This is a genomic window from Rhizobium sp. 268, assembly GCF_036571585.1.
Lineage (GTDB): Bacteria > Pseudomonadota > Alphaproteobacteria > Rhizobiales > Rhizobiaceae > Rhizobium > Rhizobium redzepovicii.
Genome location: NZ_JAPPSO010000014.1, coordinates 76,374 through 89,698 on the forward strand (window position 1 = coordinate 76,374; position 13,325 = coordinate 89,698).

The 13,325-nt window shown below is 62.6% G+C and carries 12 protein-coding genes and 1 pseudogene; 5 read left to right on the forward strand and 8 right to left on the reverse strand.

All coding sequences use genetic code 11. The annotated features are described in order from the left end of the window. Positions 1-23 precede the first annotated feature (23 nt). From OS035_RS25355 to OS035_RS25365, 3 genes are all read right to left on the reverse strand, one after another. Positions 24-704, reverse strand: a complete 681-nt coding sequence (locus tag OS035_RS25355) for a GNAT family N-acetyltransferase (RefSeq protein ID WP_097628884.1) — start codon at positions 702-704, stop codon at positions 24-26. Further along, positions 701-1,192 (reverse strand): MarR family winged helix-turn-helix transcriptional regulator, encoded by a 492-nt coding sequence (locus OS035_RS25360; RefSeq protein ID WP_097628883.1) that lies wholly within the window; start codon positions 1,190-1,192, stop codon positions 701-703. Before OS035_RS25360 ends, OS035_RS25355 begins: the two co-directional genes overlap by 4 nt. Positions 1,193-1,270: 78 nt before the next feature. Further along, positions 1,271-2,440 (reverse strand): MFS transporter, encoded by a 1,170-nt coding sequence (locus OS035_RS25365; RefSeq protein ID WP_097628882.1) that lies wholly within the window; start codon positions 2,438-2,440, stop codon positions 1,271-1,273. A 168-nt stretch (positions 2,441-2,608) separates the two neighbouring features. On the opposite strand from OS035_RS25365, the gene OS035_RS25370 reads away from it, so the two are divergent. After that, positions 2,609-3,520, forward strand: a complete 912-nt coding sequence (locus OS035_RS25370; protein ID WP_097628881.1) for an agmatinase — start codon at positions 2,609-2,611, stop codon at positions 3,518-3,520. A gap of 48 nt (positions 3,521-3,568) precedes the next feature. Here OS035_RS25370 and plsY read toward each other — a convergent pair whose 3' ends face one another. After that, complete coding sequence (gene plsY / locus OS035_RS25375) at positions 3,569-4,228, reverse strand: glycerol-3-phosphate 1-O-acyltransferase PlsY (RefSeq protein WP_097628880.1); 660 nt, start codon at positions 4,226-4,228, stop codon at positions 3,569-3,571. A gap of 127 nt (positions 4,229-4,355) precedes the next feature. On the opposite strand from plsY, the gene OS035_RS25380 reads away from it, so the two are divergent. Continuing rightward, positions 4,356-5,864 (forward strand): winged helix-turn-helix domain-containing tetratricopeptide repeat protein, encoded by a 1,509-nt coding sequence (locus OS035_RS25380; protein ID WP_097628879.1) that lies wholly within the window; start codon positions 4,356-4,358, stop codon positions 5,862-5,864. Here the strand turns inward: OS035_RS25380 and OS035_RS25385 are convergent. Further along, positions 5,837-6,322: pseudogene (locus OS035_RS25385) on the reverse strand (MFS transporter); the annotation flags it as partial. The gene OS035_RS25380 and the pseudogene OS035_RS25385 sit on opposite strands and share 28 nt — an antisense overlap. Before the next feature lie 5 nt (positions 6,323-6,327). Between OS035_RS25385 and OS035_RS25390 the strand changes: the two are divergent. Together OS035_RS25390 and OS035_RS25395 are read left to right on the forward strand one after the other, a co-directional pair. Beyond that, complete coding sequence (locus tag OS035_RS25390; protein ID WP_375166055.1) at positions 6,328-6,759, forward strand: LysR substrate-binding domain-containing protein; 432 nt, start codon at positions 6,328-6,330, stop codon at positions 6,757-6,759. Beyond that, on the forward strand, positions 6,726-7,001 hold the full coding sequence (locus OS035_RS25395) for a LysR substrate-binding domain-containing protein (protein WP_275593024.1): 276 nt from the start codon (positions 6,726-6,728) through the stop codon (positions 6,999-7,001). Before OS035_RS25390 ends, OS035_RS25395 begins: the two co-directional genes overlap by 34 nt. Positions 7,002-7,032: 31 nt before the next feature. Here OS035_RS25395 and OS035_RS25400 read toward each other — a convergent pair whose 3' ends face one another. From OS035_RS25400 to OS035_RS25410, 3 genes are all read right to left on the reverse strand, one after another. Then, positions 7,033-7,713: a peroxiredoxin-like family protein gene (locus OS035_RS25400; RefSeq protein ID WP_003586427.1), complete on the reverse strand. Its 681-nt coding sequence runs from the start codon at positions 7,711-7,713 to the stop codon at positions 7,033-7,035. 72 nt (positions 7,714-7,785) lie between these two features. Beyond that, positions 7,786-11,031: an adenylate/guanylate cyclase domain-containing protein gene (locus OS035_RS25405; RefSeq protein ID WP_097628878.1), complete on the reverse strand. Its 3,246-nt coding sequence runs from the start codon at positions 11,029-11,031 to the stop codon at positions 7,786-7,788. A 109-nt stretch (positions 11,032-11,140) separates the two neighbouring features. After that, positions 11,141-12,151 carry a YeiH family protein gene (locus OS035_RS25410; protein WP_097628877.1) on the reverse strand — a complete coding sequence of 337 codons (1,011 nt, stop codon included), beginning with the start codon at positions 12,149-12,151 and terminating at the stop codon, positions 11,141-11,143. Positions 12,152-12,253: 102 nt separating this feature from the next. Here OS035_RS25410 and OS035_RS25415 point away from each other — a divergent pair, with 102 nt between their 5' ends. Further along, positions 12,254-13,126: a LysR substrate-binding domain-containing protein gene (locus OS035_RS25415; RefSeq protein WP_097628876.1), complete on the forward strand. Its 873-nt coding sequence runs from the start codon at positions 12,254-12,256 to the stop codon at positions 13,124-13,126. Positions 13,127-13,325 lie beyond the last annotated feature (199 nt).

Consider the following 13,325-nt stretch of genomic DNA (forward strand, 5'->3'; position numbering starts at 1 on the left):
CTCCTGCATCGTCGTGCGATCGCTCAGCCGCGGCGTTTGACCACGCGCATGTTCATCTCTGAGCGAAGCGTGAAGCCGAGCGCGAGGTAGAGGGCGATGGCGGACGTATTTGCCGCATAGGCATGCAGATAGGCGGTATCGCCGCCGGATGCGATTTCGCCGGCAACGAAGCGGAAGAGCAGGGTGCCGAGGCCGCGCCCCTGGAAATCGGGATGGGTGCAAAGCCCGCTGAGTTCGATGAAACCGGTCTGCCGCATCCGCTGCCCGGCCATTGCCATTAGCCGGCCCTCGCTTCTGATCCCCCAGAAGCTGCCGAGGCTCTGGGCTCTGAGCGTGAATGGGCCGGGTTTGGTCAGCGTCGCCAGAGCCAGCATGTCGGCGGCATCGGCCTCCGTCAGCCTCTCGATGCGGGAATCCGAAATCCGCTTATGCGGCCGCTCGGCAATCATCTGGACCGCCGATGCTTCCGTGGCAACGGCAAGGCCTGTTGGGATGGCGATCGGCCCGGCTTCCAAGAGGATCATGCTCTCCTCCGACGCCGGCAGCATCTCCAGGGCGTCGAGGCTTTCAGGCCTATCGTCGGCGGACGCCGCGAAGGGGACGATCGATGGTGGGTATCGCCGCGCGTTTTCGTTCCCCTCTGCAAGGCCGGCATGCGCTGTCTCCAACGCGGTCCAGATCGGCCGGTCGAGGATATGGGTCATGCTTCTTCCTCCTTGGCGGCGTGGCGGCGCGCAAGCGGCACCGCCGCAAGCCCGTCCTCGATGGCTGCGAGCTGCTCCAGAATCGGCCCGTCGAGATCGCCGCAGAGATCCGCAACGGCCGCCGCGATGCGCGGCCAGATGACCATCTTCGAATGATCGACAAGATCCTGTCCCTTGCCGGTCAGCGAGACCAGTCTGCGTCGCTGATCGTCCGGGGCCGGCTGCATATCGACGAAGCCGAGTTCGAGAAGCTGGCCGATGGTGCGGGTTGCGCCGGGCTGGGTGATCCCGACCGCCTGCGCAAGCTCACCGATCGTCAGCGGGCCGGATCGGTCGATCGCGGCCAAAAAGGGATATTTGCCCGCCTGAATGCTGAGACCGGCTTCGTCGATGACCTGCTGCGTATCGGCCTGCAGCCTCTCTCCGATCCGCCGCAGCCGGCTGCCCAAGCACAGAAAACCGAGGGTTCGAACCACATCTTCGACCATGCCTGTTCTCCGTTGCATTGAATGTTATATAACGCGTTATATACTCGCGGTTCAATGCCTGAAAGTCGAGGGCAGGGTTCACCCGCCCCGCCGTCTCGCCGCCAACAGAAACCCCGCCAGGACACAGCTGAGTAGGCCAAGCGACATCGGCAGCCCTTGGTGTCCAATCAATTGCATCGCCAATCCCGCAGCGGGCGAGCCCACCATACCGCCGATGCCCCATGTAAAAGCGAAGGCCGCGTTGCCGGCGATCAGGGCCTGGCCGGTGAAACGTTCGCCGAGCTGGATCAGCGACATGGTGTAAATCCCGAACGAGACCCCGCCCCAAACGAAAACCAGCGGCCAGATCAGCCATGCGTTGAAGACCAGCGGCAGCAGCAGGCAACCGGCAAGGCAAGCCAGGACGCAGAATGACATGGTCCTTGTCGAGCCAAGCCGTTCGGCGACGCGGCCGAGCAGGATCTGCATCACCGCGTTGCCAGCAATGAAACAGGTGATGAGCGCAGCGATCCGTCCCATGGCGCTGCCGAGGGCCGCGCCATAGACCGCGAATAGGGAAAGCAGGATCTGCTCGAAGGCGGCAGCTGTGAAAACAGCAAACATCAGCAGCGGCGCCAGTACGAGGAAGCCGCCGAGCGATGTTGCCTCGCCTTCGCGAGGCATCTTTGGCACGCGTGGTGCGACGGCAACCACGATGAAGCCACAGGCGAGGAAGGCCGCGATACCGATCATGAAGGGTGGCCAGCCCTCCGTGCCGGTGAAGCCGAGCGACAGCGGGCCGATGGCGAAGCCAGCCGAAACAATCGACGAATAAAGGCCCATGATCCGGCCGCGCCGCGGCGCCGGCGTGATCGTGATCAGCCAGGTCTCGCTGATCACATAGAGCGGATTGGCAAAGACGCCGAGCAGGAAGCGCAGCGGCATCCAGACCCAAACATTCTGCATCAAGCCAATCGCAATCAGGGTGAGGGCGGCCAGGATCGAACACAGGATGGCCAGCCGCGCCCCGCCGAGGCGCCGTGAGAGCGCCGGAATGAAGGGCGCCGATGCAATGAAACCCAGCGGCGTCATCGCCGCCGACAGGCCGATCAGGCCGGATGTCGTTTCCTGCCGCTCCAGGATGAAGCTCAGCAGCGGATAGGTCAGCCCCTGCGCCACGGCGAATACCGTAACGGTCGCGATGACCCCTGCCATCGCCACCCATGGGATACGGGCCTCCCTTAGTGATAGGGTGTTTTCGGCACTCATGCAGATATCCTCGTCAGACCCTATGTTCTCAGAACCCTGGAGCCCGTCGGCTTAGGAGGATGAATTCTGCGGGATATGGCGAACGCCGTAATTAAGCTCTCCCAAAAAGTTCTCAAAAATTTCCAAAGGCGCTAAACGGGTCAGGATCGAACGCAGGACCATCAGGAAATGACCGCCTCGCCCTCCTTTCTCGGCCTTCCCAATCGCCTCGCTGATGACTGCTTGCCCCGGGCGGTGATTTTCGCGGCCGCCCACGGCACGACCTATCCCGGCAAGGACAGCGGCGGCTATGCCTTGGCGGCCGGCGCCATCCGTGCTGCAAGCCAGGACGATGCCGGGCTCATCGAGCACTGGGATTTCGATCTCGGCGGTCCGCTGTTCGATGGCAAGCCGATCGCATGCACCGACGCCGGCGATGTCGAGACAACCATGCACGACAATATCGGCAACCGGGCGCGGATCGAGGCGAAGACGCGAAAGGTATTGGCATTGCCGGCCATACCGATCTTGCTCGGCGGTGACTGTTCCGTGACCATTCCTTTCCTTGCCGGTTTTGCGGCGCAAGGGCCGGTCTGGGTCCTGCAGATCGACGCCCATATCGATTGGCGCGACGAGGTGCATGGCGAACATCACGGCTATTCAAGTCCGATGCGCCGGGCGAGCGAGATGCCGCATGTCGCCGGCATGGTGCAAGTCGGCTTGCGCAGTGTCGGCAGCGCGCGCACCGCCGACATCGAAGCGGCGCAACGCTATGGCAGCTGTTTTGTGACCGCTCGCGAGGTTCATAGCCAGGGCGTCGGCGCCGCTCTCCAGCATATCCCGGAAGGAGCGCAGGTCGTCGTCACACTTGATTGCGACAGCATCGATCCCGGCATCATGCCTGGTGTGGCGGCGCGTACCCCTGGTGGCCTCACTTACTCTGAGGTGGTCGACCTGATCGCCGGCCTCGGCAGGCGGGCGAGGATCGCGGGATTCGACCTTGTCGAGTTCTATCCTCCCGCCGACATTGACGGTCTGTCGGCGCTCACCGCCTCGCGGCTTCTTGTCAATGCGATCGGCGCCATCGTCCGGCAGGCTTGATCCTGCTTCTCGCAGCAAGCCGTCGATGGGGTCATTGCTCTTTTTCTCTTAGGCAACTTTGCCCAGACGTGGCTCCGTCCCAGCCAGAAGCCGCCGAAAGTTGGCGCGATGGCGCACAATCACGTAAACGCCGCCGGCGATCACCAGCAGCCGATGGGGCAGCGGTTGCTCCAGGCCGCAGACCAGGGCCATGGCCGTCAACGCCGCCAGCATCGAACTGAGGGAAACAATCCTGGAGATAGCCAGCGCGGCGCCGAAAACCACCGCGGCCCATAAACCCACGGGCCATGACATCGCCAGCAGCACGCCGAGCCCCGTCGCAACCGACTTGCCTCCGGCAAAATTGAGCCAGACCGACCGGCTGTGCCCTAGCAACACAGCAAACCCCGCCAGGCAGACAGCCCAAGGCTCCGAGCTCTGCAGATCGAAGGCTGCCGGTGGAGTGGATGATGGGACTGTCGAGAGCCAGAGGCAGAACCCGCGCGCAAAGGCGATTGCGCCCACACCTTTCAGTACATCGACCAGAAGCACCATCGACGCCGGCCATTTGCCGAGCGTTCGCAATACATTCGTTGCTCCGGTGGATTTGGAGCCATGTTCCCGGATATCGATGCCTTTCAGCAGTTTGCCTGCCAGATAGCCCGTGGGTATCGAACCGAGGAGATAGGCGATCGCCAACCCGACCGCAGCCGCTATCCAGAAAACCATGCGTGTCACCTCGACGGTCTATGTTCAGGCCGCGTGGTCGCCGCCATTACTGCTCGCATCCTCGATACCACGCGGACTAAGCGGACGAACAGTTTCATCCAAGCTTTAAAGACTCTAGGATGCGGCTATGCAGGGATCGCGTTTTGCATTTGGTCCGTTCGTGCTTGATCCGGCGGCGGGAACGCTCCTTCGGAATGACGATCCCGTGGCCGTCGGCCACCGCGGGCTGAAGCTGCTTGCGGCGCTCGTCGGGCGGCCGGGCGAAATCCTCGGCAAAGCCGAGTTGATGGATGCGGCGTGGCCGGGCAGGGCGGTGGAGGAGGGCAACCTCACCGTCCAGATCGCGCAGCTGCGAAAGCTGCTTGGCCCTGCTGCAGACGGCGGCGAGTGGATTGCCACGGTTCCGCGCGTCGGCTACCGCTTCACCGGGGCCACAGATCAGCCCGGTGGCGTCAAGCGAAAGGCTTTGCCGCTGCCTGACAGGCCATCCATTGCTGTGCTGCCCTTCGTCAATATCAGCGATGACCCCGAGCAGGAATTCTTCTCCGATGGGCTGACCGAAGACCTGATTACCGACCTTTCCAGGATGCCGGGTCTGTTCGTCATCGCCCGCAACTCGGCGTTTTCCTACAAGGGAAAGGCGGTTGACATGCGAGAGATCGCTGGGGAACTAGGCGTGCGCTACCTGCTCGAAGGCAGTGCCCGACGCGCCGCAGGACGGGTCCGCATCAATGCCAAGCTGATCGACGCCGCGAGCGGCGATCACCTGTGGGCCGAACGCTTCGATCGCAGCCTCGACGATATCTTTGCCGTTCAGGACGAGGTGGCGGAAAAGATCGTCGAGGCGCTGCTCGGGCGGCTGCGCGCACCACCGCCGCGCAACCGGCCAATCAGCCTTGAGGCTTACGACCTTTGTGTGCGGGCGCGCAGGCTGATGGATGATTCCCCGCAGGCGGCTGAGGAAGCGCATCTGATGCTGACGCGCGCCGTCTCCCTCGACCCTGATTATGCCGAGGCCTATCGCTGGCTCGCCATGAACCACTGGATGGGACGGATCCATAGCGGCGGGCCGACGGAATTCGACCGCAGCCTCGCTTTAGAACTGGCACGCAGGGCCGTCACGCTCGATCCCAACGATGCCGGCTGCCGTTGGGTCCTGGCTTACCTGCTTGCCTATGAGCGCGACTTCGCCGAAGCGGATGCGGAATTCGCCAAGGCGATCGAGCTCGACCCGAATGAGGCCGATACTTTTGCCGCGCTATCCGACATCACCGTCCTTGCCGGCCGGGTCGGCGAGGGGCTCGAGCATATTCGCAAAGCGTTCCGGCTGAACCCGTTTCCGGCAAGCTGGTACTATCTGACGCTCGGCCAGGCGCAATATGCGGCCGGCCAATATGCGGCCGCCGTCGAGACGCTGCGCCGCGACGAGACCTATCGCTCAAGCTCACGCCGTTTCCTGGCGGCAAGCCTTGCCAAGCTCGGCCGGCCCGACGAGGCACGCGCCGAGACCGATCTCTTCCTCGTCGCCAACCCGCATTTTTCCATTCGCCACTGGGCGGCGACCGAGCCCTTCCGCGACGCTCGGACGCTTGCGCATTTTGTCGATGGCTACCGCAAGGCCGGTCTTCCCGAGTGATCGCCGGGCCGCGCCGCCCGCCAGACCAACGGAAACAGCACCAGGGCGACCGCCGGAAGCACGATCAAGTTGATCGTTTCCCAGCCGGAGCTGTGGAGAAGCGACCCGGCCGAGAAGGACGCGCAGGCGACCGTACCGAAGACCACGAAGTCGTTTGCCCCCTGCACCTTGCTGCGTTCGGCCGGCGTATGGCAGTCGGCGACCATCGCGGTTGCTCCGATGAAGCCGAAGTTCCAACCGATCCCGAGCAGAACCAGCGAGAGCCAGAAGTGGGAGATGTCGAAGCCGGAGAGCGCGACCGCCGCCGAGCTGCCGATGAGGAGGAGACCGACGGCCGCGACCCGTTCCTTGCCGAAGCGCACCATCAGGCGGCCGGTGACGAAGCTCGGGGCATACATGGCGAGGATATGCCATTGGATTCCCAATGCCGCCTGGTCGATCGAGTGACCATGCCCGACGCTCTATGATATCGCGGAAGGGCTCGATCGTCTCGAAACCGGGCTGCGGAAGCTTCGCGGCAGGAAAGCCCGGTCGGTCGTGGTGGTCACCGCGTCCCGTTGCCAACTGGCTGCTGGCAAGATTGGACGACTTCTCGATGAACTTTCCGACGATCGATGTCCGGCTTGATGTCTCCGACAGAGTCATCGATCTGGCCCAGGGCGAGGCTGATATCGGCATACGCTGCGGTCTTGGTGCCTGGAAGGGTGTGAAGTCGACATTCCTCATGAGTGAGGAGATTATCGCGGTATGCCACAATCGGCTGCTCGAGGTGGATCGGGAGGTGACCGCCGGCTGGATCGTCGAACAGACGCTGACGGCACGCCGCATCCGGGCGGCGACTTTCCGACATGGGCGGAATGGTTGGCGAGATCCGGCGCAAACCGGCTTCCGATAGAACGCGGGCTGAAGATCAATTCCACGGCGGCAGTCATTCAGGCTGCCGTCGCGGCAAGGGGCGTCGCCCTCGTGCGCAAGGCGCTCGTGGCGCAGGAACTCGACAGCGGCAGGCTGGTCCATCTGTTGCCAGACGTCCGCTGGCCTGTGAAGTGGGCGTATTACATCGTCGCAGCGCCGAAGGCGTTGAGTCGATACGAGGTTGCAGCGTTTCACGTCTGGCTGGCCTCGCGCCCGAGATAGACGGCGATCCCCGGAGGAAAGATTACTCGCTTCAAACAGCCATATTCGAGGCTGCCGACATCACTTCCCGAGGGGCGGGACCACCGAACATATGACGGCCACCGTCTTCGACTTCAGTGAAACACCAGCGCACGACGCCATCTCGGTCGAGCAGGAATTCGCCGACAAGCTGGCCATGGCCGGTCGCAATCATCTGCGTGTCGTCCTCAGTGAATTCGTAGCCATCCGCCTTGTCGAGATAGTCCACCGCCGCCATCACATCCATCGGCTCCGGGAGCTCACCCGGCATGTCGATACGCATCGAGGTCACCGTGCTCATGCTGAGCTTGTGCGGCCAGTCATTCTCGTCTTCGGTGAACTGGACATTCGGCAGGCCGAAGGCCCTGTGTGACATCCGTTCCGGGTCGGAAGCAGCCAGCAGGTTGGGAAGCGGGTGGTAGCGGAAATAGAGGCGGGCACGCTCGATCGGGGTATTCACGACAGTCAGGCTGTCGATGCCCTTTTCCTGCAATGCACCGGTGAGTTCGGCCATGGCGGCGATCTGCCGGCGGCAGAAGGGGCAATGCAGTCCGCGAAACAGCCCGACAAGCACCGGTTTCTGGCCACGAAAATCATCGATGGCGATCTTACCCTGGCGAGTAATCGCATCCAGCACCACGTTTGGCGCGCGATCTCCGGGCTGTAATGGTCTTTCCGAGTGGTTCTCCTGCATGATTAATTCCTCCCTTTATCTATTTGACTTGATTGGACTAACCGCTCTCCAGAAGTTACACCGGGAGGAAGGTCAGTCGAGAAACGGCAAAACGACGAGTGTGCCTGGATCGAGGTTGTGGCGGATGCACACATCCTGCGCCAGCGTGAAATACCGTTCCGCCTCGTCCATATCGTCGTGTTCGAGGCTCAGTGTCGCCAAGCCATCATAGCACGGAAAGAGCAGTTGCGGCTCGTCAATTTCCTTTGCAACCTCAAGGGCTTCCTCGTAATACTTACGAGCTAGCTTCGGCTGCCCGTGGCATTGATGAATCTGCCCGAGGACAATCAGTGGCACGGAGAGATGGTCGCGCTGATCGAGCGCCCGGTCGATTTCGACGGCCTTCTCCGCTGCCGGCACACCCTCGGCCGCGCAGCGATCGGTAAAGGTGCAGCAGGAAACCGCGAGGTTGGCGAGTAGCCGCGCCTGGAAGCCAAGATCGCCGATGCGGGTGGCGACCTCCAGGCCGCGCCGGCAGATCCTGATGGCGTTGGCCGGGTCGACGATGGTGTAGAGAACGCCGAGATTGGAATAGGCGCGGCACGCTGCACTTTGCAGATCGGCCTTTTCAGCGACCGAAAGGCTGCGCTCGACTTCCTGCACCGCATCGCGGCGGCGCCCGAGCCGCGCCAGCGCCGCACCCTTGGTGTTCAACGCCTCCGCCATCGCCCGTGCCGCCTCCCGTCCGGCCTCGGTCGTTCCGTCGACGGGCAGCGTTTGCAGGCGTTGCAGCGCCTGCGTCGCCCATTCGGCGGCAGCTGCCTGATCGCCCATGCGAAAGGCCAGATGGCCGCGCTCCTGCAGCAAGTGCGCATGTTCGATCGGCGCATCGATCGTCGCGATCAACGCTTCGGCCGCAGCGCAATGGGTTTCCGCCTGGTCGCGGCGCCCCGCGTCGAGATGCAGACGGCCGGTCTTTCGCAGGATCCGTGCTGCGGCGATCCGATCGTCCTTGGTGCGGTGGATCGCAAGCGCCCGCTGATAATGGGTCAAGGCAGCATCGCGCCGGCCGGCAGGGCCGCAGAGATCACCAAGACGCTCCATGAGCGCCAATTGCTCCGGCGACACCTCCGGCTCGTTGGCGAAGGCGGCAAGGGCCTGATGGTAGAGTCGCATGGCATCGTCATTGGCGTAGGTCTTGCGCGCCAGATCGCCCGCCGCCATCAGATAGCCGGCGCCCTTGGCTTTCTCGGTGGTCAGACTGAAGTGATGGCCGAGCTGCGTCAGGTGCTCGGCCCGGTCGGGCGCTTCGCCATATTGGCGTTCCAGAATGCGGCCGATCCTGCCATGCAGCTCCATGCGCCGCTGCAGCAGCAGATTGTGGTAGATGACGTCATGCATCAGCGTCTGGCTGAAGCGATAGCCCGGCGATCCGCCGGCATCCGGGCCGCGCAATTCCTCGATGATATTGGCATCGCAGAGATAATCCAGCGCCGCGTCGACGCCGGCCGGGTCGGAGGTGACGGTGCGGAGCAGGGCGGTATCGAACTTTGGGCCGACAACCGCAGCCTCCTGCGCCAACCGTCTCATCTCTTGCGGCAGCCGATCGACGCGGGCGAGCAACAGCGCCTGGAGATTGACCGGGATATCGACATCCGTGTCGTCGGCTGCGACATGCCAGCGATGACCGTCATGGTGCAGCGTGCCCATGTCGATCAGTCCGCGCAGGATTTCTTCGATGAAAAGCGGATTGCCGCCGGCCCGATCCAGGATGCGCTTGCGCATGGCCACCGGCAGCTTACTATGGCTCTCGCCAAAAAAGGCAGCAAGCAACTTCTGCCCATCGGCTGCAAAGAGCGGGTCGAGACGTTGCACGGTCACGTTGACGCGATCGGAGTTCAGCGGGTCGGTCTGCGATGTCGGCCGGTAGATCGCCAGCAGCATCAGCCGGCTGCGCTCCAGCCGATCCATCATGAAGCGGAGCACTTCCAGCGAGGCAACGTCCGCCCAGTGCAGATCCTCGATAACGAGCAGCAGAGGGCCTTGCGCCAACCGCCGCTCGAAGACGGTGCGTACCGCATAGAAGATCTGTCGCCGCAACTGTTCCGGCTCGATGTGCCGTAATGCCCCATCGGCGTCGCCGAGACCGAGGACATGCAGAAAGAGCGGCAAAAGCCCCTCGACATCCTCTTGGGTGAGATCGAGCGCGCGGAATCCGGTTGTCAGCAGCTGCCGTGTTCTGGCGAGATCATCCCGCTCGCCGATACCGTAAGCGCTGCGCACGACCGCGGCGAGCGTGCCATAGGATCGTTCGCCGAGGGGAGAGCAGGTGGCGTTGCGGATGGCAAGGCCGGGGAAACGGGCCGCATCGCCGGCGGTTCCAACGAATTCGTTGACCAGCCGCGATTTGCCGATACCGGCTTCGCCGATCAGGCGGACGAGTTGCGCCGCACCGCCGCAGGCGAGATCGAGGCAGGTCAGCAGCCGCGACAACTCGCCATCGCGTCCGATCATCGGCGCCTGAAGGCCGAAACTTTCGAGCCCGCGCGCCGTATGCGGCGCTTCCAGCAGCCCAGCCAGCCGATGGACGAGGACGTTTCCGCTTTTGCCACGGAGCGTCTGCGCGCCAAGACTGTCGAAGGCAAAGGCATGGCGGGTGAGGCGATAGGTCAGCGGTCCGACGAGGATATCGTTTTCGCCGGCCATCGATTGCAGCCGCTGGGCGGTGTTCACCGTGTCGCCGGTCACCGAATAGGATTTTGTGCTGACCGCACCGAAGCCGCCGGTGACGACAGGCCCGCTATTGATGCCGATATGCAGACGCAGCGGCACACCGGCGCGTGAGCGCCAGCGGTCGCCGACGTCAGTCGCCCGCCGAATCATATCGAGTGCGGCACCGAGCGCCCGGACCGGATCATCTTCATGGGCAACCGGGGCGCCGAACAGCGCCAGCAGCGCATCGCCGACGAACTTGTCGACGAATCCGCCATAAGCCTCGACCGCCTGCGTCATCTCTTCGAATAGTTCGTTCTGCAGCACCCGCATGATTTCTGGGTCGATCTGCTCGCTCAGCGTCGTGAAGCCGCAGAGATCGGCAAAGAGCACCGTGACCGGCCGCCGGTCGGCATCGCTGTCTGATTTATGCGGCACCACCTCGATGCTTGGCTTCGGCGCAGGCGGGACTCGGCCTGAGATGGCCGCGCCGCATCTCGGGCAGAAGGCAAAATCCGGCTGACAGGCACAGCCGCAGGCAGCACAGGAGAGGGGCTGCCTGGCGCCGCATCGCGTGCAGAAGGCAAAACCACTTTGAATATCGAAACCGCAGCCGGCGCACTCCATCGCACCCGTCCCACGAAAGGCCAGATATGCGACGGGTATCCCGGTCGCAACCGACGGGCCTTAACAGAAACAAGCATGAACCTGCTACGTGAGGCCCGCAAGCAGGATTTCAGTTGGGGTGAAGGATCATCAGTCCGATAGCGCTCATAAACGCCAGCGCGAGCATCGACAGCACCCCGGCCAGCAGCACGCGCCCGCCGGAGGCAAGTACCGTCCGCATGTTCACCGACAGGCCAAGGGCAGCCATCGAGACGAGGGTGAGCACGGACGAGGATTCCCTCGCCACCGTTGCGGCTTGCGGCGGGATGAGATCGAAGCTCCGCAAGCCCATCATCGCCAAGAAACCGACAATGAACCACGGCAGAAGATGTGCAAGCGAGATTTGGGTGGGATGCTCCGCATCCCTCTTGAGTTGCAGCAGCAGCACGACCGGACCAAGCATCAGGACCCGCATGAGCTTCACGATGGTGCCGACCTGTACGCTGACGGCGCCGACAGGCGTGGTCGCTGCAAGCACCTGCGGAACCGCGTAGACGGTCATGCCGGCAAGAACGCCATATTGCCATTCCGTGAGATGTGTTACCGCAAAAAGCGGCGGCAGCACCAGGACGACGACTATTCCGAGCGCCGCCGTGAAGGCGATCGACGATGCAACGTCGTTCGCGCGGGCGCCGATTACTGGTGCTGCGGCAACGATCGCAGAATTCCCGCAAATGGAATTGCCGCAGGCGACAAGAGTTGCCAGCTGGTCGTGAAGGCCAAGCATCCTGCAGATCCCATAACTTGTCACCAGCGAGAGAAGCACTGTTCCCATGACGATCACGATCATGGTGGTGCCGGCCGCGGCGACGGTCGCTATGCTGACGGATGCGCCGAGTAGCAGGATGGCAAATTCCAGAAGGACCTTGCTCGAAAAGGCGATCCCTGCATGAAAACGGGCCGGCAGGCCCACGAAGGTCTGCAGCATCGTGCCCAGGAGGATGGCGAAGACCAGCCCATCGATGATTTCGAAGCCGATGACGGCTTTCTCCATAGAAACCATGCCCCACGCCAAGATGGTTATCGCGACGGAGGCGGCGATGCCGGGAAGGATTTCCAACAATCTCGAGGAAGGCGACATGAAATATCCAAAAGAAATTCTATTTGTAGGATAGTCCTCCGTTTTGTGCTCATCCATCGAATAATTATTGACATTTCATTCGGTGTAAGAGAACGATTTTCGATGACGTTCGAGCAGCTTTCGATCTTTGTGGCAGTGGCCGAGCGGCAGCATCTCACGCAGGCGGCTTCCGCTCTTCGACTGACACCCTCCGCAGTCAGCGCTTCCGTCAAGGCGCTGGAGACGTTCTATTGCGTGAAGCTCTTCGACCGGGTTGGCCGCGGCATTCAATTGACCAGGGAAGGGGCCGTCCTTTTGCGCGAGGCCAAGGAGACGCTGGCAAGAGTCAAAGCAACCGAGGCGGTTCTCGCCGAGCTTGGCAGGCTGAAGACCGGTACGCTCGACATCCATGCCAGTCAGACCATCGCCAACTATTGGCTGCCCTCGCGGCTCCTCGGCTTCTCCCACGCTTATCCGGGCATCGATATCGATCTGACGATCGGCAACACGATGACCGTGGCTGCGGCGGTCAAACAGGGCGACGCGGAACTGGGATTCATCGAAGGCATGGTCGACGAACCCACGCTTTCGAACTCCATGATCGCCAGCGACAGGCTGGTTCTTGTCGTCGGATCCGAAAACCGCGACGATATTGAAGCAGGGGACCTCGGCCGCCTCAAATGGATCATGCGGGAAGCGGGTTCCGGAACACGTTCGGTGCTCGAACAGTCGCTGCGCGAGCTTCACATCGATCCTTCCAAGCTCGACGTCTCGCTGGTGCTTCCCTCGAACGAAGCGGTATTGTCGGCCGTGAGAAGCTGCGGCTGTGTCACGGCGCTCTCCGAGGTGATCGTCATGCCCTTCGTCGAGAATGGCCAGTTGCGAATGCTCGAGGTCGAGCTTCCGCCGCGACGGTTCACCTTGCTCAGACATAAGGAGCGCCATCGAACTGCGCCCGCACGAGAATTCGAGGCATTCTGCCGTGCCCACGCCTGATATGCCGGATTCCGTGGACAGCAGCCGTTAGAGCGATAACTTCGAGAGCTCTAAACTCGAGAGCGATGTGGCGGTCGTTGGATCGCCTCCCGCTGTGATGGCGATCGTCGAGGCAGGGGACTGCCCTGAACCCACGGCATTGCCATTCGGATTGACGATCGCTCCGCTGGGCCATCAGCAGATCGATCGACTGACGAAA

Excerpts from the sequence above, each read along its gene's own strand:
- OS035_RS25355 (WP_097628884.1), bottom strand. The coding sequence starts at position 704 with ATGACCCATATCCTCGACCGGCCGATCTGGACCGCGTTGGAGACAGCG.
- OS035_RS25360 (WP_097628883.1), bottom strand. The coding sequence starts at position 1,192 with ATGGTCGAAGATGTGGTTCGAACCCTCGGTTTTCTGTGCTTGGGCAGC.
- OS035_RS25365 (WP_097628882.1), bottom strand. The coding sequence starts at position 2,440 with ATGAGTGCCGAAAACACCCTATCACTAAGGGAGGCCCGTATCCCATGG.
- OS035_RS25370 (WP_097628881.1), top strand. The coding sequence starts at position 2,609 with ATGACCGCCTCGCCCTCCTTTCTCGGCCTTCCCAATCGCCTCGCTGAT.
- plsY (WP_097628880.1), bottom strand. The coding sequence starts at position 4,228 with ATGGTTTTCTGGATAGCGGCTGCGGTCGGGTTGGCGATCGCCTATCTC.
- OS035_RS25380 (WP_097628879.1), top strand. The coding sequence starts at position 4,356 with ATGCAGGGATCGCGTTTTGCATTTGGTCCGTTCGTGCTTGATCCGGCG.
- OS035_RS25390 (WP_375166055.1), top strand. The coding sequence starts at position 6,328 with ATGATATCGCGGAAGGGCTCGATCGTCTCGAAACCGGGCTGCGGAAGC.
- OS035_RS25400 (WP_003586427.1), bottom strand. The coding sequence starts at position 7,713 with ATGCAGGAGAACCACTCGGAAAGACCATTACAGCCCGGAGATCGCGCG.
- OS035_RS25405 (WP_097628878.1), bottom strand. The coding sequence starts at position 11,031 with ATGGAGTGCGCCGGCTGCGGTTTCGATATTCAAAGTGGTTTTGCCTTC.
- OS035_RS25410 (WP_097628877.1), bottom strand. The coding sequence starts at position 12,151 with ATGTCGCCTTCCTCGAGATTGTTGGAAATCCTTCCCGGCATCGCCGCC.
- OS035_RS25415 (WP_097628876.1), top strand. The coding sequence starts at position 12,254 with ATGACGTTCGAGCAGCTTTCGATCTTTGTGGCAGTGGCCGAGCGGCAG.